The organism is Mycobacterium marseillense (genome assembly GCF_010731675.1).
GTDB lineage: Bacteria > Actinomycetota > Actinomycetes > Mycobacteriales > Mycobacteriaceae > Mycobacterium > Mycobacterium marseillense.
This window is the reverse complement of the sequence record NZ_AP022584.1, coordinates 5,291,836-5,316,228: the sequence shown is the minus strand read 5'-3', so window position 1 is coordinate 5,316,228 and position 24,393 is coordinate 5,291,836. Positions and strand designations below refer to the sequence as shown.

Annotated in this window: 22 protein-coding genes; 10 read left to right on the top strand and 12 right to left on the bottom strand. The window is 67.8% G+C overall.

What is annotated here, in order from left to right; translation table 11 throughout:
* Positions 1–26: 26 nt before the first annotated feature.
* Positions 27–824 (bottom strand): SDR family NAD(P)-dependent oxidoreductase, encoded by a 798-nt coding sequence (locus tag G6N26_RS24845; RefSeq protein WP_083015283.1) that lies wholly within the window; start codon positions 822–824, stop codon positions 27–29.
* Between the two features lie 192 nt (positions 825–1,016).
* On the opposite strand from G6N26_RS24845, the gene G6N26_RS24840 reads away from it, so the two are divergent.
* Complete coding sequence (locus G6N26_RS24840; protein WP_067175327.1) at positions 1,017–1,817, top strand: TetR/AcrR family transcriptional regulator; 801 nt, start codon at positions 1,017–1,019, stop codon at positions 1,815–1,817.
* A 19-nt stretch (positions 1,818–1,836) separates the two neighbouring features.
* Here the strand turns inward: G6N26_RS24840 and G6N26_RS24835 are convergent, their stop codons facing one another.
* Complete coding sequence (locus G6N26_RS24835) at positions 1,837–2,733, bottom strand: enoyl-CoA hydratase/isomerase family protein (protein WP_067175324.1); 897 nt, start codon at positions 2,731–2,733, stop codon at positions 1,837–1,839.
* On the bottom strand, positions 2,730–3,410 hold the full coding sequence (locus G6N26_RS24830; protein WP_083015279.1) for a hotdog family protein: 681 nt from the start codon (positions 3,408–3,410) through the stop codon (positions 2,730–2,732). Before G6N26_RS24830 ends, G6N26_RS24835 begins: the two co-directional genes overlap by 4 nt.
* A 155-nt stretch (positions 3,411–3,565) precedes the next feature.
* Between G6N26_RS24830 and G6N26_RS24825 the strand changes: the two genes are divergently transcribed.
* The 6 genes from G6N26_RS24825 (at position 3,566) to G6N26_RS24800 (ending at position 10,607) form a co-directional block, all read left to right on the top strand.
* Positions 3,566–4,387, top strand: coding sequence for an enoyl-CoA hydratase/isomerase family protein (locus tag G6N26_RS24825; RefSeq protein ID WP_083015276.1), 822 nt, complete (start codon positions 3,566–3,568; stop codon positions 4,385–4,387).
* 97 nt (positions 4,388–4,484) lie between these two features.
* Positions 4,485–5,297, top strand: coding sequence for an enoyl-CoA hydratase/isomerase family protein (locus G6N26_RS24820; protein ID WP_083015272.1), 813 nt, complete (start codon positions 4,485–4,487; stop codon positions 5,295–5,297).
* Positions 5,288–6,085 carry an enoyl-CoA hydratase/isomerase family protein gene (locus tag G6N26_RS24815; protein WP_067175311.1) on the top strand — a complete coding sequence of 266 codons (798 nt, stop codon included), beginning with the start codon at positions 5,288–5,290 and terminating at the stop codon, positions 6,083–6,085. Before G6N26_RS24820 ends, G6N26_RS24815 begins: the two co-directional genes overlap by 10 nt.
* Positions 6,085–7,554: a class I adenylate-forming enzyme family protein gene (locus tag G6N26_RS24810; RefSeq protein ID WP_083015269.1), complete on the top strand. Its 1,470-nt coding sequence runs from the start codon at positions 6,085–6,087 to the stop codon at positions 7,552–7,554. The genes G6N26_RS24815 and G6N26_RS24810 overlap by 1 nt, the downstream gene beginning before the upstream one ends.
* A complete protein-coding gene (locus G6N26_RS24805; protein WP_083015265.1) occupies positions 7,544–9,085 on the top strand; it encodes a class I adenylate-forming enzyme family protein in 1,542 nt (513 codons plus the stop codon). Before G6N26_RS24810 ends, G6N26_RS24805 begins: the two co-directional genes overlap by 11 nt.
* Positions 9,078–10,607 (top strand): class I adenylate-forming enzyme family protein, encoded by a 1,530-nt coding sequence (locus G6N26_RS24800; protein ID WP_083015262.1) that lies wholly within the window; start codon positions 9,078–9,080, stop codon positions 10,605–10,607. The genes G6N26_RS24805 and G6N26_RS24800 overlap by 8 nt, the downstream gene beginning before the upstream one ends.
* On the opposite strand, the gene G6N26_RS24795 is transcribed toward G6N26_RS24800, so the two are convergent.
* From G6N26_RS24795 to fabG, 6 genes are all read right to left on the bottom strand, one after another.
* Entirely contained in the window at positions 10,604–10,966 is a 363-nt protein-coding gene (locus G6N26_RS24795; RefSeq protein ID WP_067170320.1) for a hypothetical protein, read from the bottom strand. The two genes, G6N26_RS24800 and G6N26_RS24795, sit on opposite strands and share 4 nt — an antisense overlap.
* Before the next feature lie 75 nt (positions 10,967–11,041).
* Entirely contained in the window at positions 11,042–11,716 is a 675-nt protein-coding gene (locus tag G6N26_RS24790) for a GntR family transcriptional regulator (RefSeq protein ID WP_083015258.1), read from the bottom strand.
* A gap of 4 nt (positions 11,717–11,720) precedes the next feature.
* The gene (locus tag G6N26_RS24785) at positions 11,721–12,914 is read right to left on the bottom strand and encodes an acyl-CoA dehydrogenase family protein (RefSeq protein WP_067170327.1); all 1,194 of its coding nucleotides are present in this window, start codon (positions 12,912–12,914) and stop codon (positions 11,721–11,723) included.
* 24 nt (positions 12,915–12,938) lie between these two features.
* A complete protein-coding gene (locus G6N26_RS24780) occupies positions 12,939–14,141 on the bottom strand; it encodes a CoA transferase (protein ID WP_067170330.1) in 1,203 nt (400 codons plus the stop codon).
* A complete protein-coding gene (locus tag G6N26_RS24775) occupies positions 14,138–15,355 on the bottom strand; it encodes an acetyl-CoA C-acetyltransferase (protein WP_067170333.1) in 1,218 nt (405 codons plus the stop codon). The genes G6N26_RS24780 and G6N26_RS24775 overlap by 4 nt, the downstream gene beginning before the upstream one ends.
* Positions 15,356–15,442: 87 nt before the next feature.
* Positions 15,443–16,192 carry a 3-oxoacyl-ACP reductase FabG gene (gene fabG, locus G6N26_RS24770; RefSeq protein ID WP_083015255.1) on the bottom strand — a complete coding sequence of 250 codons (750 nt, stop codon included), beginning with the start codon at positions 16,190–16,192 and terminating at the stop codon, positions 15,443–15,445.
* Between the two features lie 113 nt (positions 16,193–16,305).
* On the opposite strand from fabG, the gene G6N26_RS24765 reads away from it, so the two are divergent.
* The 3 genes from G6N26_RS24765 to G6N26_RS24755 are packed head-to-tail and all read left to right on the top strand — an operon-like array spanning position 16,306 to position 18,797.
* Entirely contained in the window at positions 16,306–17,499 is a 1,194-nt protein-coding gene (locus G6N26_RS24765; protein WP_083015575.1) for an acyl-CoA dehydrogenase family protein, read from the top strand.
* Positions 17,499–18,320 carry a mycofactocin-coupled SDR family oxidoreductase gene (locus G6N26_RS24760; RefSeq protein ID WP_067170340.1) on the top strand — a complete coding sequence of 274 codons (822 nt, stop codon included), beginning with the start codon at positions 17,499–17,501 and terminating at the stop codon, positions 18,318–18,320. The genes G6N26_RS24765 and G6N26_RS24760 overlap by 1 nt, the downstream gene beginning before the upstream one ends.
* Before the next feature lie 48 nt (positions 18,321–18,368).
* Entirely contained in the window at positions 18,369–18,797 is a 429-nt protein-coding gene (locus tag G6N26_RS24755; protein ID WP_083015251.1) for a pyridoxamine 5'-phosphate oxidase family protein, read from the top strand.
* 4 nt (positions 18,798–18,801) lie between these two features.
* Here G6N26_RS24755 and G6N26_RS24750 read toward each other — a convergent pair whose 3' ends face one another.
* The 3 genes from G6N26_RS24750 to G6N26_RS24740 all read right to left on the bottom strand — a co-directional run bounded on the left by G6N26_RS24750 (position 18,802) and on the right by G6N26_RS24740 (position 24,329).
* The gene (locus G6N26_RS24750) at positions 18,802–19,881 is read right to left on the bottom strand and encodes a phosphotransferase family protein (protein ID WP_083015248.1); all 1,080 of its coding nucleotides are present in this window, start codon (positions 19,879–19,881) and stop codon (positions 18,802–18,804) included.
* Between the two features lie 87 nt (positions 19,882–19,968).
* The gene (locus G6N26_RS24745; protein ID WP_083015244.1) at positions 19,969–21,705 is read right to left on the bottom strand and encodes an ABC transporter ATP-binding protein; all 1,737 of its coding nucleotides are present in this window, start codon (positions 21,703–21,705) and stop codon (positions 19,969–19,971) included.
* Entirely contained in the window at positions 21,702–24,329 is a 2,628-nt protein-coding gene (locus tag G6N26_RS24740; RefSeq protein ID WP_067170355.1) for an ABC transporter ATP-binding protein/permease, read from the bottom strand. Before G6N26_RS24740 ends, G6N26_RS24745 begins: the two co-directional genes overlap by 4 nt.
* Positions 24,330–24,393 lie beyond the last annotated feature (64 nt).

The window sequence follows — 24,393 nt, the reverse complement described above, 5'->3', positions numbered from 1 at the left end:
CCAATCGATTTCTTTTCGACCCGTGGTCAGGTGAAATCCGAACCACCGTCGACGTTGATGTTGGCGCCGGTCATGTAGGAGTTGCGCCGCGAGGCGAGGAACGCGGCGACCGGACCGATCTCGTCGGTGAGGCCCGCCCGCGGCATGTGCGCGGGGTGGCCGAAGTGCTTGCCGATGGCCTCCATCAGGGCGTAGGGATCGTGGCCGTCGACGCCGACCGAATCCGCCCAGCCGACCAGGGATTCCGAGGCGATGCTGCCCGGCGATACGACGTTGACCAAGATCTCGTCCTTGGCCAGCAGCAGGGACAGGTTTTTCGACACGCTCGTCAGCATCGATTTCGCCGCGGTGTAAGCGGGCAGCATGACGCTTTGCCGCTGGGTCGAGTGCGCCGAGAAGTTCACGATCCGCGCCCACTGCGCCTTGCGCAGCAGCGGCAGCGCCGCCCGCACACAGCGGACCATGCCCAGCACGCCGTCTTCGACCGACTGGCGCCATTGCTCGTCGGTCAAATCCTCGAAGGTGCCCGCGGCGCCCGGTCCCACCGTGATGACCAACGCGTTGAGTTCGCCGTCCCAGCGCTGGGAAAGCTCATCGAACACCGCGCCGACCGCCGCGTCGTCTCCGATGTCGGCGACGAGCCCGAGCGCGTCCGGGCTGCCCCGCTGCGTGAGATCGGTCACCGCGGAGTCCAGTGCGTCACGGCTACGGCCGACCACCGCGACGCGGGCTCCGTCGTCGGCAAGGCAGCGCGCGGTGGCCAAACCCATACCGCGGCTACCGCCGACCACCACCGCGGTGGCGTTCGCCAGCCCTAGATCCATTGCTTAATCCGTAGCTCTAGCCTGGTCATTTTCGCCTGTCCAGCCGATTTACCAAAAAGCCTACGATAGGTATTACAGTAGCAGAGGGAAAATGCGACACGTAAGCGTATACGCAGGTCAGAACAGAAGAGCCGGTAAATTCGACTTTACCGGCAGCACGGCTGCCAGACCGCATGCACGAAACGAATTTTGATGGAGGTGCCCGTAGTGGCAAAACAGGCAACCGCCGATAAGCGTCAGCGGCGCGAACGCGGGTCCATCAATCCCGACGACATCATCAGCGGCGCATTCGAACTCGCCGAGGAGGTGTCGATCGACAACCTGAGCATGCCGCTGCTCGGCAAACATCTCGGCGTGGGTGTGACGAGCATCTACTGGTACTTCCGCAAGAAGGACGACCTGCTCAATGCGATGACCGACCGCGCACTGAGCAAGTATGTGTTCGCCACTCCCTATGTCGAAGCCAGCGACTGGCGCGAGACCCTGCGCAACCACGCGCGCTTGATGCGTAAGACGTTCATGGGTAACCCAATTCTGTGCGACCTGATTTTGATTCGCGCGGCGCTGTCTCCTAAAGCGGCGCGCATGGGCGCGCAGGAGATGGAAAAAGCGGTTTCCAATCTGGTGGAGGCCGGCTTGTCACCGGAGGACGCGTTCGACACCTATTCGGCGGTTTCGGTTCACGTCCGCGGATCGGTGGTGCTGCAACGACTCTACGAAAAGAACCAGTCGTCGGATGTCGGTCCCCGCGCCATCGAGGACGCCGTTGCCATCGACCCCGAAAAGACCCCGCTCCTTGCCCAAGTCACGCGAATCGGGCACCGGATCGGGGCCCCCGACGAAACGAATTTCGAGTACGGGCTGACCTGCATCCTCGATCACGCCAGCAGGCTGATCGACGAGAGCAACGCACCCAAGGGCAAGGCGGGGGCGAGCCGCCAGCGCAAGACGCCGACGCCGCGGGCCCGGTCCAAGGCGCCGGCGAACCGCTAGCCTTCCCCGAAACCGCTTGTCACGCCTCGGGTTCGGGCACGTGGAAGTGCTCGTCGCGTAGCCGGAAGGCCTCTTTGGCGCCATGCTGCGCGCGGGTCTTGACGAAGTTGAATTCGTCCGGCCCGAATTGCAGGTTGGTGCCGAAGGCGTGGAACAGATAGCTGGCGACCTCCTCGCCCTGATACACCTGGCTCTGCTCGACGAGTCGGAATGCCTCCTTGGCGATGACGACCCCGTCGGCCGGCATCTTCGCCGCCTTCTCGGCCCAGTAGCGCGCCCGGGCCGTCACCGAGCCGGGATCGCAGGTGTCCGTGAAGATTCCGAGGTGCTCGATCTCGCCCGCCTCGATGATGTCGCCGGTCAACAGCAGGCGCCGGGCCAGCACCGGCCCGAGCCGATGGAAGAACATGTGCAAGCTGCCCAGCGCGGGACCCAGGAAGCGGGTCGCCGGCATGCCGATCTTGGTGTCCCGCGCGATGACCGCGATGTCGGTCATCAAAGCCATCTCGAAACCGCCGCCGAGCGCGTAGCCGGCGATCTCCCCCACCGTGACCTTGGGGAAACCCATGAAGTTGTGATAGAAGCCAAAAGTCTTGCGGTCCACGGTAAGTCGACGGCGCTGACTCGGGCGACGTTTGGCCGCTGTGTCGTCAGACGCCTTGGCCTTGTCGCCGTACCACCCGTACGCATTGTTCATGTCGGCCCCGGTGGAAAAGACTCCCTCGGTTCCGCGTAACAACACCACCGTGAGGTCGTCGTCATCGGCCACCTGGTCCAGGCAGCGGGCGACGGCCTCGCGCATGCTGGCGTCATAGGAGTTGCGCTGTTGGGGATTGTTCAGCGTGATCGTCGCGATGTGCCGGTCGGGATCGATGTCGAAGAGCACGCGGTCGTCGGTGGTGCTCGAAGCGGTCATTTGTCGGACTCCTTTCGGCGCCTGCCGAACCGCGATCCGGCAAGCTTTTCGGGCCGTGACGCCAACGTGTTGACCTCGCCCGTACACAGCACTTCGTCGTCGAGCAACAGCCGCGCGGTCGAGGTGATGCCCCGTTCGCTTTCCGAGCGCGCGATGTCGAATCGCAGCTCGGTCAGCACCGGTGTGGGTCTGCGGAAGGTCACGGCCAAGGATCGGGTTTTGCCGGAAAGGCCGGTGACGCAATTGTGGTGCTGGATGACGCAATCGAAGAAGACACCCAGGAATCCGCCGTGCACCAGTCCCGGCGGCCCCTCGTAGATCAGCGGGAATTCGACGGCCCCCGTTGCCTTCTCGGCGTCGAATTCGGCGAACCGGTACTCGGGAAAGCACGGGTTGTAGGCGCCGATGTCGGTTGCGTGGTTGAGATAGACGCGCCGGGGATCATCGGGCAGTTCGCCGATGCGTGGGGCGTTGTCCGCCGGCGCGACAGCGGACAACTCGCTTTCCCACTCCGCGAACTTCTTTACCATCGCGTCCACCGCGGGGTGCGGATGCTCCAGGGACACCAGCAACGAGCTCAGGCGGCGCATGGCGGCGGCGGCGTCCACCGTCTGGGCAAGCGGAGCCTCGCCGAATCTGGCGTTGTCACCGCCGACACCGTCGGCGCCGCTCCTCATCGCTGGCGCTCTGCATCGTCGTCGGCGCGGGCCATGATTCTCTCTTTCACCTGGGTAGTTTCGCAGGCAGCGTATCCTTGCTAACTTATACAGCGTATCAATCGTATTGCCTACTGTATGGGTAACCGTATCGGCGGAGAAAGGCCGGGTCGACGGTGAGTCAAGGGGCCGGCGCGGCCGGAGCCGAGGGTTCGGTGACAGTGCACCGAGACGGTGCGGTGTTACTGGTCACGCTCGATCGCCCGTCGCGGCGTAACTCGTTGACGCAGTTGATGATCGGGGCTCTGATCGAGTCGCTGACCGCTGCCGCATCCGACGACTCGCTGCGCGCCGTGCACATCCGCGGCGCCGGAGACGATTTCTGCGCCGGCTCCGATTGGGTGGCCGCCAACGACCCCGGCGGCCAACGTCCCCGCACCGGTGATCTGGTGCGCCGGGTGCCCCATGCCGCCCACCGCGTGATCGAACTCGTCGCCGGCATCCAACTGCCGGTGGTGTGCAGCGTGCGGGGATGGGCCGTGGGATTCGGTTGCAACCTCGCCTTGGCCGCGGACTTCACCGTGGCCGCCGGCGATGCGGTGTTCTGGGAACCGTTCCTCGACCGCGGATTCAGCCCGGACTCGGGGTCCACCTGGCTGCTACCCCGCCTCGTCGGCCTGGCACGGGCCCGGCGGATGCTACTGCTCGGCGAGAAGGTCAGTGGGCACGACGCGGCCGATTGGGGGCTTATCCACCAGGCGGTGAGCGGCCCCGATCTCGACCGCGCCGCCGAGGAGCTGGTCGGCCGGTTGGCCTCCGGCCCGACGGCCGCAATCGGGCTGGCCAAGCAGGCCCTGAATTTCGGGCAGCATGCCACGCTGAGCCAGTCGCTGAACCAGGAGCTGTTTAATCTGGAATTATCTTGCCGGACAGGAGATTTCAAGGAGGGCCTGGAGGCCTTCCGGCAGCGGCGGGACCCGGACTTTCGTGGACGCTAGCTCTCGGGCGTCGAGCGTGGGCCCTACGCAGGGGAACTACCCCGCATCCGTCCATACGCCCACACTCGACGGTCAATACACAGCGAAGGGATGACTGATGCCCACTGATTCATTCGACACGATCAAGTACGAGGTCGACGGGCACACCGCCACGATCACCCTGAACCGCGCGGACGCCCTCAATGCGCTCAGCCCGCACATGATCACCGAGCTGCGGGCCGCCTACGACGAGGCCGAAAACGACGACAACGTCTGGCTGACCATCGTCACGGGCACCGGCCGCGCGTTCTGCACCGGCGCCGACGTCAAGGAGATCCCCGAAGACGGCAAGGTGATCTACGAGCGGCCCTACCTGTCGACGTACGACCAGTGGGAGGCGCCGCAGGAGGGCACGCCGCCGTTTCGCACCATGGCCAAGCCGGTGCTGACCGCGGTGAACGGGATCTGCTGTGGCGCCGGGATGGACTGGGTCACTACGACCGACATCGTGATCGCCTCCGAGCAGGCGACCTTCTTCGATCCGCACGTCAGCATCGGGCTGGTGGCCGGGCGCGAGCTGGTGCGGGTGTCCCGCGTGCTGCCCCGCTCGATCGCCCTGCGGATGGCCTTGATGGGCAAGCACGAGCGGATGAGCGCGGAGCGCGCCTACGAGCTCGGACTGATCAGCGAGGTCGTCGAGCACGATCACCTGCTGGATAGGGCCCACGAGATCGCCGACATCGTCAATTCCAATGCGCCGCTGGCCGTCCGGGGCACCCGGCTGGCCATCCTCAAGGGCCTGAACGTGCCGCTGCACGAGGCGGAGATACTCGCCGAAACCTTCCGCGAGCGGGTGCTGCGGACCGAGGACGCCGCCGAAGGGCCCAGGGCCTTCGTCGAGAAACGCCAACCGAATTGGCAGTGCCGGTGAACCAGCCGAGGAGTTTCGAAACCATCCTGCTCGAGGTCGACGCCACCGACCACGTCGCCACCATCACGCTGAACCGGCCTGAGCAGCTGAACGCGTTCAACCGCACCATGTGTGAAGAGATGGCCCACGCCTGGCACACGGTCAAACTCGACGAGTCGGTGCACGCGGTCGTGCTGCGTGCCGCCGGCGACCGGGCGTTCAGCGCGGGACTGGACATCAAGACGCCCTACGGGCAGCCCGAAAACGTCTGGAACCACGAAGATCCCGGCGAAGCGCTGAGCCCCAAATGGCAGAAGATGTGGAAGCCGGTGGTCTGCGCGGTCCAGGGCATGTGCACCGCCGGCGCGTTCTACTTCCTCAACGAGTCCGACGTGGTGATCTGCTCGCAAGACGCCACGTTCTTCGACTCCCACGTGTCGGCCGGTCTGGTCTGCGCGCTGGAGCCGATCGGACTGATGCGCCGCGTCGGCCTGGGCGAGACGCTGCGAATCGCGCTGATGGGCAACGATGAGCGGGTCAGCGCCGACACCGCGCTGCGCATCGGGTTGGTCTCCGAGGTCGTTCCTACCGGTCAGCTCTGGGACCGTGCCCACGAAATCGCGGCGACCATCGCCGCCAAGCCGCCGACCGCGACTCAGGGCACGGTGAAAGCGATTTGGGAGTCGCTGGACAAGCCGTATCGCGCCGCGATGGAGCAGGGCCTCATCTATACCCGGCTGGGAAACCCGCTGGGCACCGCGGAACTGGCCGCGCAGAAGTCGGCCAAGCGCACGCCGAAGATCCGCTGATGCCGCGTCACCCGCTCATCCAACGCATCTCGAGTGTGCTCGGCCTCGAGCCCGACTCACACGCCATCGAGTATGGCGGCCAATGGATCTCGTGGGACCAGGTCGGCACCTTGGCGCAGCGCATCGCCGGTCTGACCGCCGGCGGCGAAGTCGGGATGCTGCTGCGCAACAGGCCTGCGCACGTGGCGGCCTTTCTGGGCGTGCTGCTGGGCGGCGGAACCGTCGTGGTCATCAACCCGTCACGCGGCGACGAACGCACCAAGGCCGACATCGCGAAACTGCGGCTTCGGTTGATCGTCGGCGAGCGCGCCGATCTGACGGCGCTGGTAACGGAGGGCACCCCGACGGTCGCGATCTCGGGACCGGCCGACGACGTCGAGGTGTCCCGGCAACCCAGCACCGAGCCGGGCACGCCGACCGGTGTCGCGGTGCGCATGCTGACCAGCGGCACGACGGGCCCGCCCAAGCGCATCGACCTGACCTACGACATGTTGGCGCGCAGTGTGATGGGCGCCGAACCCGGCCGCGCGCCGGCGTCCACCGAGCTGCGGCGCGGCGTCGCCATCGTGAACTCGCCGCTGGTGCACATCGGCGGGGTGTTTCGCGTGCTGCAATGCATCGCCGAGGCCAGGCCGTTCGTGCTGTTGGAGCGATTCGAGCTCACCGCATGGGCCGAGGTGGTGCGCAAGCACCGGCCGCGCGCCGTGTCGCTGGTGCCGGCGGCCCTGCGCACCGTCTTGCACTCCGATCTGCCGCCGGCCGACCTGGACAGTGTCCGGGCCGTTACCTGCGGCACGGCGCCGCTGTCGGCCGACGACGCCGACGCCTTCACCGCCAAGTACGGCATTCCGGTGCTGACCTCCTATGCCGCAACCGAGTTCGGGGGCGGCGTGGCGGGCTGGACCCTTCCCGACCATCAGCAATACTGGCGGTCCAAGCGGGGCAGCGTCGGTCGCGCCAATCCGGGCGCTCAGCTCAGAGTGGTCGCCGACGACGGAACACCCTTGGGCCCAGACGAAGTCGGGCTGCTGGAGGTCAAGCCCGGTCAGCTGGGCCCGGCCGCGCACTGGATGCGGACCACGGACATGGCACGCATCGACGCCGACGGATTCCTCTGGATCGTCGGCCGCGCCGACCAGGCGATCATCCGCGGCGGCTTCAAGGTGATGCCCGACGACGTGCGCGCTGCGCTCGAGAGCAACCCCGCGGTGGCGGGCGCAGCGGTGCTGGCCCGGCCCGACGAGCGGCTGGGTGAGACACCGGTCGCGATGGTCGAACTGCGCGAACCGGGTGCCGCCGACGCCGACGCGCTGGTGGAGCATCTGCGAGAGCGCTTGGCGCGTTACGAGATTCCGACCGAGATCGCGATTGTCGACGCATTACCGCGCACACCGTCGGGCAAAGCCGATCTCGGCGCGATCCGGGACTACTTCCGCGAGCCCGCCGCGCCGCGCCACCATGCGCGCTGATTCTCTGACCGTCGCCGCGACGTTGCGACACCAGGCCCGGGCGCGCGGGGATCACCCGCTGCTGGTCTGCGACGGCGACCGCATCGGATACGCCGAAGCCGACCGCCGGTCGGCGGAGCTCGCCCGCGGTCTGATGGCCCTCGGCGCCGGTAAGGGAACCCATGTGGGACTCCTTTATCCGAACGGACCCGCCTTCGCCGTCGGCATGCTGGCGGCTGCGCGCATCGGGGCCGTGGTGGTCCCCTTCTCCACCTTCGTCACCGCCCGAGAATTGCGCGAGCAGCTCGTCGACAGCGACGTCGAAATACTGTTGAGCGCCGCGACTTTTCGGTCCCACGACTATGCGCAGCGACTGTCCGAGGTTCTTTCGGAGGCCGACTTCGATTCCGGCGACCGCCTGTTGTGCGCCGCGGTGCCGCAACTGCGCCGAGTGGCGTTCGCGCACGAGACGGTGTGCGCGCTGGCCGGCACCGTCGACCCAGCGCGACTGCGGGCGATGGAAGACGTTGTCTACGAAGGCGATCCGCTGGCGATCGTCTACACGTCAGGATCGACGAGTGCCCCCAAAGGGGTGGTGCATACGCATGCCGCACTGCTCGGACATCAGCGCAACCTCAACACGATTCGCGGCCTGACCGCGTCGGACAAGCTGTTCTGCAATTCGCCATTCTTCTGGATCGGCGGGTTCGCGTTCGGCCTGCTGGCCACCCTGGTGGCCGGATCGACCCTGGTCTGTTCCAACGCCGTGGACGCCGGCGCCACGCTCGACCTGTTGGAGGCCGAAAGGCCGACCATGACCAATGGGTTCGCGGCCGGGATCGCTCACCTGGCCGACCACCCCAGCTACGCCGAGCGTGATCTGTCGTCAATGCGGCGCGGCAACCTCTACCCGATCATGGCCCCCGACGCCCGCCCGGTTGACCCGGAGCTGCGGCACAACATGCTCGGGATGACCGAGGCCGGCAGCGTCGTCCTGATCGGCGAGGACGAATCCGACCAACCCGAAACGCGGCGCGGGTCATTCGGCAAGCCCGCGCCCGGTTTCGAGACGATGATCGTGGACTCGGATGCCTCCGGGGTCGGTGAGCTCTGCATCCGGGGACCGTACGTGATGCAGGGCTACTACAAGCGCTCCCGCGAGGAATGCTTCGACGCCGACGGCTGGTTCCACACCGGCGATTTGGTGCGCATCGACGCCGACGGATTCGTCTACTTCGTCGGCAGGCTCAGCGCGATGGTCAAGACGGCCGGCGCCAACGTCTCGGCGGCCGAGGTCGCGCAGGCCATCACCAGGGTCACCGGCGCCGAGGCTTACGTGGTGGGCATCCCCGACACCCAACGCGGAGAACTGGTCGCCGCGGTCGTCGTCCAACCCGACTTCGACGAATCGGCCGTGCGGGAACGGCTCAAGCGGGAGCTGTCGTCGTACAAGATTCCCAAGCGCTTTCTCGCTCTCCCCCGCACCGACCTCCCGCTGCTCTCCAGCGGCAAGGTCGACACGCAACGACTGAGAAAGCTCTTCGATGCCTAGCACCATCGACCAGCTGGTGAGGCTTCGCGCACGGCACGACGCGGACACACCGATGGTGATCGACCCCACGGCGCGGATCAGCTACCGCGAACTCGACATCACCACACGGGATTTGGCCGCGGCGTTCGCCGAGGCCGGCGTCGGCAAGGGCAGCCGGGTCGGGTTGATCATGCCCAATGGCACCCGGTGGGTCCAGATCGCGATCGCCCTGACCCGCATCGGCGCCGTCCTGGTGCCGCTGAGCACCCTGCTGCAGGCCGGCGAACTCGTCGCCCAGCTGCGGGTCGCCGCCGTCCAGTTCCTGGTGAGCGTCGAGGAATTCCGCGGCCACCGTTATCTCGAGGACCTCAAGGCGGCGCCCGAGTCCGAACTACCGGCGTTGCAACATGTTTGGTCGACCGATCGGCTCGACAGCGCAGCAGCGAGCGAGCGGGCCCGGCGGATCATCGACGCGATGACCGAGACGGTCGCCCCCGCCGACCCGCTGGTCATCATGTTCACCTCGGGCAGCAGCGGCTCCCCCAAGGGCGTCGTGCACTCCCACGGCAACGCGCTGGGCGCCGTGCGGTCGGGGCTGGCGGCGCGCTGCATCACCGCCGAAACCCGCCTGTATCTGCCGATGCCGTTCTTCTGGGTTGGTGGGTTCGGCAGCGGAATCCTGTCCGTCCTGCTGGCCGGTGCCACCCTGGTGACCGAAGAAATCCCGCGGCCCGAAACCACGCTGCGACTGCTGGAGCGCGAACGGGTCACCCTGTTTCGTGGCTGGCCCGATCAGGCCGAAACGCTGGCGCGGCACGCCGACTCGGTCGGCGTGGATCTCTCGGCGCTGCGGCCCGGCAGCCTGGAGGCCCTGTTGCCGCCCGCGCAGCGCGCGCGGCCCGGGGCGCGCGCGACGCTGTTCGGCATGACCGAGGCGTTCGGGCCCTACTGCGGCTACCCCGCCGACACAGACATGCCCGCCACGGCGTGGGGCAGCTGCGGAAAGCCGTTCGACGGCATGGAAGTCCGCATCGTCGACCCCGAAAGCGGTGCGCCCGCCACGGCGGGAACCGCCGGCATGATCCAGATCCGCGGGCCGCACACGCTGCGAGGCATCTGCGGCCGCCGGCGCGAAGAGCTCTTCACCCCCGACGGCTTCTATCCGACCGGTGACCTCGGCCACCTCGACGAGCAGGGGTTCCTGTTCTACCACGGGCGATCCGACGACATGTTCAAAGTCAGCGGTGCGACCGTCTACCCCAGCGAGGTCGAGCGAGCGCTGCGCGCCATCGACGGCGTCGCCCATGCGTTTGTCACCAACGTGCCTGGCGCAACGGGCGAACGGGTCGGCGCGGCGGTGGTGCGCGACGTCGCCCTCACCGCCGAGCAGCTTCATGCGTCGGCGCGAAAGGTGCTGAGCGCCTTCAAGGTACCCACGGTGTGGCTGCTGCTGGACTCCGACGACGGCGTTCCGCGCGGCGGCACCGGAAAGGTCGATATCCGCCTGCTGCGGGAGATGTTAAGCGACGCGAACCAACCCTAGGGGACCCGCGTCCAGGGTTGGCAATTCTGCGACTCGAAGGCCTTGACCGCGGAATTGATGTTCGCGTACATCGGGCCGATGGAGGTATTCGTCTGCAGCACATGGTCCTTGTTCGCATCGGGCGTGCTGTAGGTGAACCACGAACACATCGAGTCCTGCGTCGGCACGTTGTTGATCCACACGCCGAAGGCCGAGCCCGAGCCGCCCGTGTGGTAGAGGCCCGGCGCGATATCGGGCCCCACGATGAACACACCGTTACCGGGAATCGGGTCAACTAGGTCGGCGCGGGCCGGTGCCGCGAGGGCGAGGGTTGTCAGGGTGGCAACGAATAGCGCCGACGCGCGAAGCTTTGCGGGCATCTTGTTCTCTCCGTTCGTTGCCCACCCTGATCGCAGCGTAGGCCCAGCCCGGCCGGGCGACAAGAGACGGCGGAGCTATTCCTCCACCACCACACCGTGCGCGATGAGGTGATCGATCAAGGGGACCGCGCCGGCGGCGAGGTGCTCCGACATCGCCGCGCGCGCCAGCTTGCCGTCACGCTTTTTCAGCGCGGACAAGATTCGCCGATGGTCCCTCATCGACTGCTCGGGCCAGCCCTCGATGGCCGGAAACACCGATTCGGGCGCGTAGCGGGTGATCTGGGACATCAGTTGCGCCAGCTTCGGCGAATCGGCGGCGATGTTGATGGCGCGGTGAAATTCGTGGTTGAGGCCAACGGTGCGCTCGTGCTCATCACCGGCATAGGCGTCTTCCAGCTGTGCCTGGATCTCTTTGAGTTCGCGCAGTTGATCGTCGGTGATGTTGACCGCGGCCCGCGCTGCCAACTCACCGCCCACATGCGCCTGCACATTCGCCACGTCGGTGACATCGCGGCCGGTGACCGGCAACACCGCGAAACCCCGGCGCGGCTGCTGGGCGATCAAGCCTTCGGCGCGCAACGCGAACAGCGCTTCGCGCACCGGTGTGACGCTGATGCCCAGCTCCGCGGCCAGCTGGTCAAGCCGGACGTACGACCCGGCGGCATAGGTGCCGTCGAAGATCCTGCTGCGGATCAAGCGTGCGACATCCTCGGAAAGTTGAGGCCGCGCAGCGAAGTCCGGAACGCTCATCGCTTCACACCTGGTATTCGGCGAGCAGTCGCTTGCTGATGATGTTCTTCTGGATTTCGCTGGTTCCCTCGCCGATGAGCAGGAACGGCGCGTCGCGCATCAGCCGCTCGATTTCGTATTCCTTGGAATAGCCGTAGCCGCCGTGAATCCGGAAGCTCTGCTGAGTGACCTCGGCGCAGTACTCGCTGCACAGGTACTTGGCCATCCCGGCGGCGACGTCGTTGCGCTCCCCCGAGTCCTTGAGCCGCGCCGCATTCACCATCATCAAGTGCGCGGCTTCGACTTTGGTCGCCATCTCGGCCAGCTGGAACGCGATGGCCTGGTGCTCGGCGATCGGCTTGCCGAAGGTCTCGCGTTGTTGTGCGTAGCGCACCGCGAGCTCGAAAGCGCGAAGACCGACGCCGCACGCGCGCGCCGACACGTTGACCCGGCCGACCTCGATGCCGTCCATCATCTGGAAAAAGCCCTGCCCCGTCGCCCCGCCGAGAACGTCGTCGGCGCCGGCCTGGTAGCCGTCGAAGATCATCTCGGTGGTTTCGATGCCCTTGTAGCCTAACTTGTCGATCTTGCCCGGAATGCGCAGGCCCGGAACGACTTCGCCGAAGCCGACCGGCTTCTCGACGAGGAAGGCGGTCAGGTTGCGGTGTGGCTTGTCCGAGCCTTCGTCCGTGCGTACGAGCACCGCGACCAGCGTTGAGGTGGCGCCGTTGGTCAGCCACATCTTCTGGCCATCGATCGTGTAGGTGCCATCGTCATTGCGTCGGGCGCGGGTCCGGATCGCGGCGACGTCCGAGCCCAGTTCGGGCTCCGACATCGAGAAGGCGCCGCGCGCCTCGCCGACCGCCATGCGCGGCAGGAAGCGTTGCTTCTGCTCGTCGGTGCCGTGCTGGCGCAGCATGTACGCCACGATGAAATGGGTGTTGAGCACCCCGGACACGCTCATCCACCCGCGCGCAAGCTCTTCAACGCACAGGGCGTAGGTCAGCAGCGATTCCCCCAGGCCGCCGTACTCTTCGGGAATCATCAGCCCGAACAGACCCATGTCACGCAGCTGGTCGACGATGGCCTGCGGGTAGGTGTCGGTGCGTTCCAGCTCAACCGCGTTGGGAATGACTTCTTTCTCGACGAATTGCCGCACCGTGGCGACGATCTCGGTCTGGACTTCGGTCAGCCCGAGCGTCTGGGCGAGTCTGGTCATGTGCTGTGGTTCCCTTCCGGCGGCTCAGCCCGCGATGGTCTTGGCGTCCGTCAGGCGCTCGACGTCGGCGGTGCTCAGCCCCAGCAACCGCTGAAGGACATCGGCGGTGTCTTGTCCCAACGCGGGTGCGGGCGCGCTGGCGGGATGGGCGCCGTCGAACGCGGCCGGCAGGCCCGGCGCGAAGTAGTCACCGAGGCCTGGTTGCTGCAACCGCGAAAACAGCGGATTGTCAGTGACTTTCGGCCCCGCCGCGACCTCGGCGAAGGTGCGATACCGTTCGAACAGCACCGTGGTATTCGACAACGCGGCGGTTACCTCGTCGGCGCTGTGCTCGTTGAACCAGGTGGCGAACAGCCCGGACAGCACGTCCTGGTACCGGTACCGGTCACCTTCGGAGCCGAAGTCCACCCCGAGCGCGTCGGCGAGCGCCGACACCGCGGCGTGGGTGCCCGTGACCTCGACCAGATCACGAAAGTGCCGCTTGGTCAGGGCGACGACCATGAACCGGCCGCCGTCACGGCTGGTGAAGTCCTGCCCGTACTGGCCGTAGATGGCGTTGCCCAGCCGTTCGCGCTGCGTCCCGTTGACCTGCGGCTCGGTAAGCAACCCCAGGTTGGCGGCGGTGGCCAGCGCGACGTCCTCCAGCGCCAGGCTGATCCGCGTTCCCGCCCCGGAGTTCTCGCGGCGACGGACGGCGGTGACGACGCACAGCGCGGCGTACAGTCCGCAGCACACATCCCAGGCCGGTAAGACGTGATTGATCGGGCCGGCATGATCGGCCGGGCCCGTGACGAGCGGATAGCCCAGACCCGCGTTGACCGTGTAATCCACGCCGGTGGAACCGTCACCGCGCCCGAGCAGCTGGATGTGGATGACGTCGGGGCGCTTGGCCGCCAGGACGTCGTGGCTCAGCCAGGACAGCCCGGCGGCGTTGGTGACGACGATGCCGTCGCCCTCGACGATCAGTCGCTGGACCAATGCCTGGCCCTCGGCCGCGCGCAGATCGATGGTGGCCGAACGCTTTCCCTTGTTCAGACCGGTCCAATAGATCGACGTGCCGTCCGCCGACAGCGGCCAGCGTTGCACATCGGAGGCACCACCGATCGGGTCGACCCGGATCACCTCTGCCCCAAGCTGACTCAGCGTCATCCCGCACAGGGGCGCGGCGACGAAGCTGGACACCTCGACGACGGTGAGGCCGGCCAGGGGCAACCCGGGTTCGGTCATCTCGGTGCGACCCGTTCGAAGACGGCGGCGAGTCCCTGGCCGCCGCCGATGCACATGGTCTCCAGCCCGTAGCGCGCCTGCCGGCGGTTGAGCTCGCGAGCCAGCGTGGCCAGCATCCGTCCGCCCGTGGCCCCCACCGGGTGGCCCAGCGAGATTCCCGAACCGTGCACATTGGTCCGCTCCTGGTCGGCCGCGCCGAAGTTCCACTCCCGCATCACCGCAAGCGCTTGCGCGGCAAAGGCTTCGTTGAGCTCGATCAGATCGATGTCGGACAGCTGCAGACCCGCCCGGGACAGGGCCACCTCCGTCGCGGGGACCGGCCCGATGCCCATGATGTGGGGCGCCACCCCCGCCACCCCCCAGGACACCAGGCGCACCAGCGGCGTCAGGCCGTACGTGTCGGCCTTATCCGGTGTGGTCACCACGCACATGGACGCCGCGTCGTTCTGCCCACTGGAGTTACCGGCCGTGACCGTCGCCTCCGGGTCCTCTTTGGCCAGAACGGGTTTGAGCTTGCCCAACGACTCCACCGACGTGTCCGCGCGCGGGTGCTCGTCGGTGTCGATGACTTCCTCGCCGCCGCGCGTGGGGACGGCAACCGGAATGATTTCCTCGGCCAGGACGCCGTCTTTCTGCGCGGCCACCGCGCGCTGATGCGACCGGACCGCCAGCTCGTCCTGTTCCTGGCGCGAAATCCCATACTGGCGACGCAGGTTCTCGGCCGTCTCCAGCATCCCGCCCGGCACCGGATAGTGCCGTCCGCCGGCGGTCGTGCGTCCGCGCGCCAGCCCGTCGTGCACCCGGACGCCGCCGCGGGCCCCGCCCCAGCGCATGTCGGTCGAATAGAAGGCGACGTTACTCATGCTTTCGCAGCCCCCGGCGACGACGAGATCGTGGTCGCCATGGCCTACCTGCAGGCAGGCCTGAATCACGGCTTGCAGGCCCGAACCGCAACGCCGGTCGACCTGCATGCCCGGAACCGTAACCGGCAGGCCGGAATCCAGCGCCACCACGCGCCCGATCGCCGGCGCATCGCTGTTGGGATAGCAGTGGCCGAGGATCACGTCGTGCACCGCGTCGGCCGCCAGCCCGGTTCGCTCGAGCAAACCCTTCAGGGCGGTGACGCCGAGGTCGACGGCGCTGAGCGCCTTGAACATTCCGCCGTAGCGGCCGATCGGCGTCCGCACCGGCTCACAGATGACGGTTTCACGCATTGTGACTCCTGTCCTGGTGCCGAGCAGACTCAAAATCGCATTGATGCGGCAAGGTTTGTGCGATTTTGTGTCTGCTCGCGGGGGTTCTCACAGGTGGCGGCCGCCGGTGATCTCCATGACGGTGCCGGTCATGTACGACGACAGGTCGGAGGCCAGGAACAGCGCCACGCTGGCGACTTCGCTGGGCTCACCGGCCCGGCCCATCGGCACCTCGGCGACCTTCGAATCCCAAATGCGCTGCGGCATGGCCTCCGTCATCGCCGACCGGATCAACCCGGGGGCGATCGCGTTGACCCGCACGCCCAGATACGCCAGCTCTTTGGCGGCCGCCTTGGTCATGCCGACGATGCCGGCCTTGGCCGCCGAGTAGTTGGTCTGGCCGACCATGCCGACCTTCCCCGACACCGAGGACATGTTGATGATGGCGCCGCGCTTGTTTTCCCGCATGATGGCAGCGGCCAGCCGGGTGCCGTTCCAGGTCCCTTTCAGGTGAACGTTGATGACCTGATCGAACTGCTCCTCGGTCATCTTGCGCATCGTCGCGTCCCGGGTGATCCCGGCGTTGTTGACCATGATGTCCAGGCCGCCGAAGCGCTCGATCGCGGTCTGGATCAGCGCCTCGACGTCGGACGACTGCGTGACATCGCAGCGGACCGCGACCGCGACGTCGTCACCGCCGAGTTGCTTGGCCACCACCTGGGTTTCCTCGAGATTGACGTCGCCGAGCACGACCCGCGCTCCTTCGGCGACAAAGCGCTCCGCGATCGCCAGACCCAGTCCTTGCGCTCCGCCTGTGATTACCGCGGTCTGACCTGCCAACAACGACACTCCGATCACACATCCTTCTCTGTTATCGCCACCATCGGGCACCCACCAGGCAAATATCATATTTGATATAGGATCCTCCCTTGATCCGGGGTGCCCCGGATCGGGAGAGGAGCGTGGAGTCGATGGCCACCGCCGAAATCACCGAAGTTTCCGACGACGACTTCCGCGAAATCCTGGCTCAGACAAGGCAATTCGTCCGCAGCGCGGTCGTCCCCCGCGAGCAGGAGATCCTCGACGAGGATCGCGTGCCCGACGACCTGCGCGACGAGGCCAAAAGGATGGGTCTGTTCGGCTACGCGATCCCCCAGGAGTGGGGCGGCCTTGGCCTGAACCTGATGCAAGACGTCGAGCTGGCGATGGAGTTGGGCTACACGTCGCTGGCGCTGCGGTCGATGTTCGGCACCAACAACGGCATCGCCGGACAGGTTCTGGTCGGGTTCGGCACCGACGAGCAGAAATCGCGCTGGTTGGAGTCGATCGCGTCCGGCGAGGTCGTCGCCTCCTTCGCGCTGACCGAACCCGGCGCCGGATCCAACCCCGCCGGCCTGCGCACCAAAGCCGTTCGCGACGGCGATAATTGGGTGATCTCCGGGCAGAAGCGCTTCATCACCAACGCGCCCGTCGCCAACCTCTTCGTGGTGTTCGCCCGCACCCGGCCGGCCGACGACAAGGGGCCCGGAATCGCGGTCTTTTTGGTTCCGGCCGATGCGTCCGGTGTGCAGGTGGGCACCAAGGACGCCAAGATGGGCCAGGAAGGCGCGTGGACCGCCGACGTCGCCTTCGACGACGTCCGGGTGGACGACGGCGCGCTGATCGGCGGCAGCGAAGACATCGGTTACCGCGCGGCGATGACCTCGCTGGCCCGGGGGCGGGTGCACATCGCCGCCCTCGCCGTGGGCGCCGCCCAGCGCGCGCTCGACGAATCCGTCGCGTATGCCGCCACCGCGACACAGGGCGGGGCGGAAATCGGAAGCTTTCAGCTGGTGCAGGCGATGCTCGCCGACCAGCAGGCCGGCGTGATGGCCGGCCGGGCGCTGGTGCGCGACGCGGCGCGGCTGTGGGTCACCGAGCAGGACCGCAGGATCGCGCCGTCGGCGGCGAAACTGTTCTGCACCGAAATGGCCGGCAACGTCGCGGATCTCGCGGTGCAGATCCACGGCGGCAGCGGCTACATGCGTGGCGTTGCGGTCGAACGCATTTACCGCGACGTGCGCCTGCTGCGGCTCTACGAGGGCACCAGCGAGATTCAGCGTCTGATCATCGGATCGAATCTGGTCAAGGCGGCGGGGCGGACCACCACAACGAAGGAGCGTTAATGGCAGGCAGGCTTGCCGGAAAAGTGGCATTGATTACCGGCGCGGCGCGCGGCCAGGGCCGGGCGCACGCGGTGCGCATGGCCTCCGAGGGCGCGGACATCATCGCCGTCGACATCGCCGGCAAGCTTCCGTCGTGCGTTCCCTACGACCCGGCGAGCCCGGACGACCTGAGCGAAACCGTTCGCCTGGTCGAAGAAACGAACCGTCGCATCATCGCCTCGGTGGTGGACACGCGTGACTTCGACGGACTGCGCAAGGTCGTCGTGGACGGTGTCGCCGCGCTGGGCCGGTTGGACATCATCGTCGCCAACGCCGGGGTTGCGGCGCCGCAGGCGTGGGACGACATCACACCGGACGATTTTCGCGACGTGATGGACATCAACGTGACCGGCACGTGGAACACCGTCATGGCCGGGGCGGACAAGATCATCGAGGGCGGCCGCGGCGGGTCCATCATCCTGATCAGTTCCGCGGCCGGTATGAAGATGCAGCCGTTCATGATTCACTACACCGCCAGCAAGCACGCCGTCACCGGCCTGGCGCGGGCCTTCGCCGCCGAGCTGGGCAAGCACTCGATCCGGGTGAACAGTGTCCACCCGGGGCCGGTGAACACGCCGATGGGTTCGGGCGACATGGTCACCGCGGTCGGCAAGACGATGGAGACCAACCCGCAGCTCTCGCACGTCCTCACGCCGTTCCTGCCCGACTGGGTCGCCGAGCCCGAGGAGATCGCCGACACCGTGTGCTGGCTGGCCAGCGACGAGTCGCGCAAGGTCACCGCCGCGCAGATCCCGGTCGATCAGGGTTCGACGCAGTACTGAGAGGGGTGCGGCGGGAATAGATCGCCGGCGTCGGCGCTTTCAGGCCACATGAAAGCCTTCACCGAGACCGAACGTCAGGAGTTCCTGGCCGCCAAGCGCGTCGGCGTCCTGTCCGTCGACGCCACCGACGGCCGGCCGCCGGCCAGCGTCCCGATCTGGTACGACTACGCGCCGGGCGGCGACGTCCGGATCATGACCGGCGCGTCCAGCCGCAAGGCGCGGCTGATCGAACGGGCGGGGGTGGTGACCCTCGTCGTCCAGCGCGAGGAGCCGCCGTATCAGTACGTGGTCGTCGAGGGCACGGTGGTGGAAACCACCAACCCGGCCCCGGCCGATCTGCAGGAAGCCATCGCCATTCGCTACCTCGGCGAGGAGGGCGGGCGGGCCTTCGTCCGCAGCATGGAAGGAGTCGAGGAGGTGCTGTTCACCATCCGGCCCGACCGCTGGCTGAGCGCCGACTTCACCGGCGATCTGTGAGGCCTCAGCCGATCAGCTCCAGCGTGCCCAGCTCGCGGATCGCCTGACAGCCGCGGCCGAGCATGGCCAGCACCATGTCGTCGCCACGCTCGGTCGCGGCGGCGAACGCGAATCCCAGCGCCGAGATCAGTGGCGCCTGCAGCACGCCGAGCCGGTAATCGCGCCAACATGTTTCGCGGTCGTAGTCGCTGACACCGCCGGCCGTCAGCGCGCGATGGTAGTCGGCGACCAGCTCCTCTTCGATGTCCGCGCGCAGCTGCGAATTGAGGCTGGTCGCGGTGAAGTAGGCGAGATCGCGGGCCGGCAGGCCCACCCCGAGCGTCTGCCAGTCGACGACGCTGACCCTGGTCCGATCCGGGTCGAACAGCAAGTTGTCCAGACGGTAGTCGCCGTGCAGCAGGGCGAATCGGTCGTATTCGGACAGCAGCCACGGGGTGATCACACCCATTGCCGCGCTGAAGGTTTCGCGGTCTTCGGCGCTCATCCGATCGCCCAGCTTCTCCAGCGTGATGTCGGCGCTCATCTTCGCCACCTCGCCCATGCCCGCCGCGCCGGCCTCATCCGGGCGCCCGAACGCGATGCCGGGGAAGTCAAGCCAGCCGGAGTCGCACCAGCTGGGCGCGTGCAGGCCGGCCAGCGCGGTAACCGCAAGGCGCGCTTCGGTTTCCCCGCAGCCGATGAGCTGATCGCCCTGCACCGCCGGCGCCTGATCGGCGAGCAGCAGGGCAAAATCCATGGCGTCCTCGGTGATCTCGGAGTAGAAGCACCGCGGGGTGGGCACCTGCACCCGGTCCACCACCGAGGAGTAGAACGCGCATTCGCTGCGGTAGCCGATGACCACCCGGTCGCGCACGGTGTCATCCTGGGCCGGCAGCTTGATCACAAAGGTCCGCGGTAGGTCACCGGGATCCGTCGCGTAGCGGGCGGTCACCCGGTAGGTGGCCCCGGTCTGTCCCGTGCCGATCGCGACCACGTCCACCTCGGCGACCTCGACCGGCGCGCCGCGCCCGCTGAGCGCGGCCGACAACCATGCCGGGGTCACGTCGCCGGGATAACGCGGTATCGACGACAGCACAGCACTCATAAGCAGCACGCCTCCTGTACGCGGATGGCTCGATCCGACTGACCAACTGTAAGGCATACCGCAAGAGTTGCGGCCGACAGCGGTGATCTAATCGGCGAGGATCCGCCATTCGGCGGCCTCGTGCTGCTGCCGCCAGAATTCGTCGAAACGACCGCCCGCAGCGAGTAATTCGTCGACCGTGCCATCCTCGACCACCTGGCCGCTGTCGAGAAACAGCACGCGGTCGGCATGGCTGATGCTCGCCAGCCGGTGCGCGACGATCACCTGGGTGCGCGCTTGCGGGTCGGCGGTCAGCGCGTCGACCACGGCGGCCTCGTTCTCGGTATCCAGAGCGCTCGTGGCCTCGTCTACCAGCAAAATCGGCGCGGGTTTGAGCAACGCGCGGGCGATGCTGACCCGTTGGCGTTCACCGCCCGAGAGCGCCGAGCCGGCCTCACCGACGACGCTGTCGGCGCCGTCGGGCAGCCGTGCGACGAGCTCGTCGACGCGGGCGAGCGCCACCGCGCGCGCGAACCGGTCATCACCGGCGCCGGGGTCCCCGGCGAACACGTTGTCGCGGATCGACCCGTGGAACAGGTAGGGATGCTGGAACACGACGCTGCTTGCCGCGCGCCGGGCGTCGGCGTCCAGCGTCGCCGCGTCGACACCGTCGATCAGCACCTTGCCGCGCGAGGGCTCGTGCAGCCCGGCGATCAGCGCCAGGATGGTGCTCTTGCCCGACCCGGACGGCCCGACGATCGCCGTCGTGGTGCCCGGCTCCAACGCGAAACTCACCCCGTCGAGCACGGGCGGGCCGGCACCGTCGTACCGGAAGACCACGTCGTCGAACTCGATACGCGGGGCCGTGGCGCCCGCCGGCGTCGCCGCGCCCGCGTTCATCAGCGGGGCGGTGAGCACCGAGCGGATGTTGTCGAGCGTGGCGCGGGTGCTCTCCAGCGCCGGCGCCAGCTCGCTGATCGTGGTGAACGGCTCGAGGTAGCGCACGATGACGACGATCAACGCGATGGCCTCGGGCACCGACAGCGTTCCGTTCACCGTCAGCGCGGTGGTCGCCCCGGCCAGCAGGATCAGGGCCAGCTGGCTGGCGAGGCTGAACAGCAGCTGACCCGGCACCTGCATGGAGAGCAGGCGCATGGTCGCGCCGTGTTGGGCGGCCAGCGCATCGCCGACCAGGCTCCGGGCCGGTTCGACGCGCCGCGCGGCGCGCAACGCCTGCTGGGTTCGGGCGAACTCGATGATGCGCTCGGTGAGCGCGCTATTGGCTTCGGCCGCAGCGGAATCGGCGCGGCGCGCCAAGCGGGCCGACGCCCACAGCGCACCCAGCATCAGGGGCAGCCCACCCAGGGCGGCCAGGCCCAGTTGCCAGGAGACCGGCAGCAGGACCACCGCGATGGCGGCCGGCAGCAGCACGGCCGAGATCAACGGTGTGAGCAGGTTGACGACGAGGCCGACGAGTTCGGGACCCGTCGCGGCGATCGCCTGCCGCGCCGTCGCGGTGTGCTCGGCGGTGAACCAATCCAGCCGCACGCCGGGCAGTCGGTCGGCCACGTCATGCTGGCTGTGGTCGAGCACGGCGAAGCCCAGGTTGAAGCCGATGCGCGCCGTCGCGGTGTCGATCACCCAGCCGAGCGCGGTAGCGGCGGTCAGCCAGCCCAGCCACACCATCGCGCGGTGCGGGGCGTCGCTGAACAACGCGCCCACCAGGGGAACCAGCAGGACGGTGGCCACCGCCCGCACCACCACGGAGATCAATGCCAGCACCGTGTAGGCGATGACCCGGTTGCGGCGATCCGCCGGGACCAGGCTCAACCACGTGCGGATCATCGGGATCCCTCCCCGGCCGCGCCGGCGGCCACCTGATCACGGCGGCCGCCCTCCCACAGCCGCCGGTACCGGCCGTCGGCGGCCAACAACTCGTCGTGGGTGCCGCGTTCGACGATGCGGCCGTGGTCGAGCACGACGATCTGATGCGCCCGGGTGATGGTGTGCAACCGGTGCGCGATCACCAGCACGGTGCGGTCCTGTGTCAAGCGGTTGAGCGCTTGCTGCACAAGGTATTCCGACTCCGGATCGGCGAACGCGGTGGCCTCGTCGAGAATGAGAACGCCGGTGTCGGCCAGGATCGCGCGGGCGATGGTGAGGCGTTGGCGCTCCCCGCCGGACAGCCCGCTGCCGGCGCCCAGCATGGTGTCGTAGCCATCGGGCAGCCGCATGATCCGGTCGTGGATCTGCGCCTCGCGCGCGGCCTGTTCGATCTGCGCCGCGGTGGCGTCGGGTGCGGCCAGCGCGATGTTTTCGGCCACGGTGCCGTGCACCAACTGCGTCTCCTGCAGCACGAACCCGACCTGGGCGTAGAGCTGGTCGGCGGTCATCGACCGAATATCTTGTCCCCCAACGTGGATCGAACCCTGATCGACGTCGTGGAACCGGGCCAGCAGGGCGGCCAGCGTCGACTTGCCGGATCCCGACGGGCCGACCAGCGCGGTGACCGTGCCGGGCCGCAGGGTCAGCGACACGTCGTGGATCACCGGAACGCCGGGGCGGTAGCCGAAGCTGACGTTGTCGAACGCCACCGCCGTGGCCGGCTCCCCCTGGGGCCCGTCGTGATCGCGCACGGCGAGTTCGGCTTCGTCGAGCGTGTTCTGCAGGCGCCGGGCGGCCAACATGCCGGCGCGGATGCCGCCGAGACCGTAGGCGATCCCCAGCAGGCGTGCGCCGAAGGTGGTTCCCAGCAACAAGAACGGCAGCAAGTTGACCGGATCCATCCGCCCCCCGGCGACCAGCAGGGTGCCGGTGGCCGCGATGAGCCACAGGAACGTCGACGGGCGGGTGACCAGGTCCATGAACGTCTTCTTGCCGGCCAGCGGGCGCTGCCAGGCGACCAGGAAGCCGACGTACTCGTCCAGGCGGCGGCGGAAACTCGAGGCGGCGGCACCGCCGAAGACGCGGATCACCGGCTGCCCCTCCAGGTAGGCGCCGGCCTCGCCGCTCATCGTCTCCGCCCAGCGCTGCGACTGCGGGATGCGCGGGCCCGACTGGATCGTGAGGGACGACGTCAGCACGAGGTAAACCAGGACGGGCGCGAACAACACCAGCGCCACCCGCCAGTCGACCACGAACAGATAGACGAGCACCGCCACCGGCGCGACGGCCGCGGCCACCGCGTCCGGGATGGCGTGGGTGACCAGGTAGTGCAGGGACAGCGTGTCGTCCTGCAGCAGCTGCTTGATGGAACCCGATCCGCGCGCGGTGAACCAGCCCAGCGGTAGCCGAGAGAGCTTGCGCAACAACCCCGTACGCAGATCGCGGGCGAAGCGCGCGTCGACCACATGGAGCCAGAGGGTGAGGGCGGCGCCCAGCAGCGCCCCCAGGCCCAGCAACGACACCGCGGCGATACCGACGTTCCACAGCCGGGACGCGGCCGCCCCCGACACCAGGAGCCTGGCCAGCTCGACCAGCAGCACGAACGGCGCCAGCTGCACCAGCGTGATCACCGCCTGCAACACGCCCGACAGGATCAGCGCCGAGCGCAGCGGCGCCAGCAGTCGGCCGGCCGCCTGGGCGCGCCAGTTCCCGCGAGGCACCGGAGCGGACATCGGGGCGGGCGCCGCCTCGGAAACCCGCTGAGCCGACTCCAGTTGCGCCGCAACCTCTTCCGGGGCGACGGTGGGCGCGACACTTTCGGCTCCCTCGGGCTCGTCGCCGCGGCGGGTGCCCATCGCGCGCCCCGCGCTCCAGTAGGCCTGGGCGTGCACCTCGGATTTGGGAAAGCCGAACTCGTCACGCAGCCGGGTCCGCACCTGCTTGAGCGTCGTGGCCTCCGGCGTCGCCCACGCATACCAGTCCGACCAATCTCGGCTTTCGATCGCCGCGGCAAGGGATTTCTCGTCGTGACGGGTGACCCAATGCAAACGCAGACGGGGGTGCTGCGCGATCGGAATCAGCGGGTCGTTGTCGTCGTGCTGTTCGAGGTACATCTCGATCGGGACGTCGTCCGGGACGACGCCGATGATGCCGTTCATCCCCGGGATGGACGCCGAATCGCCGATGAGCAGATATCCGGCCGGCTGCTCCTCGGGCATGTCGAACCGCGACGAACCCATGAGTGCCATGACGGCGATGGTGGCGCCGGGTTGCACGGCGCGCGCCCACTGCGACGCGGGACCGGCGGGATCGTGCAGCACGATGTCGACCGCGAAGCGTCCGGCGGCGACGTCGGCTTCCGAAATCGTGTACGCGCGCTGAAACTCGGTTTTCGATCCGTCCGGGTCCGGGAACCAGAACCGCAGCCATGCGGCCGGTTCGGCGTCCACATCTTCGAACAGCGTCGGCGACGTCATCCGCACGCGCACGAAGTGCGGCGCGATCCGGACGGTTTCGATCACCGTGGCGGTGTGGTCGCGCGCGCCGAAGCTGCGCAACATCACACCGGAGAATCCGCGTGCCATTAGCGGTCCTTTCTCGCGGCGCTCCGCGTCACGACGGCCTCGCGGCGTGCGGGCAGCGAGGACC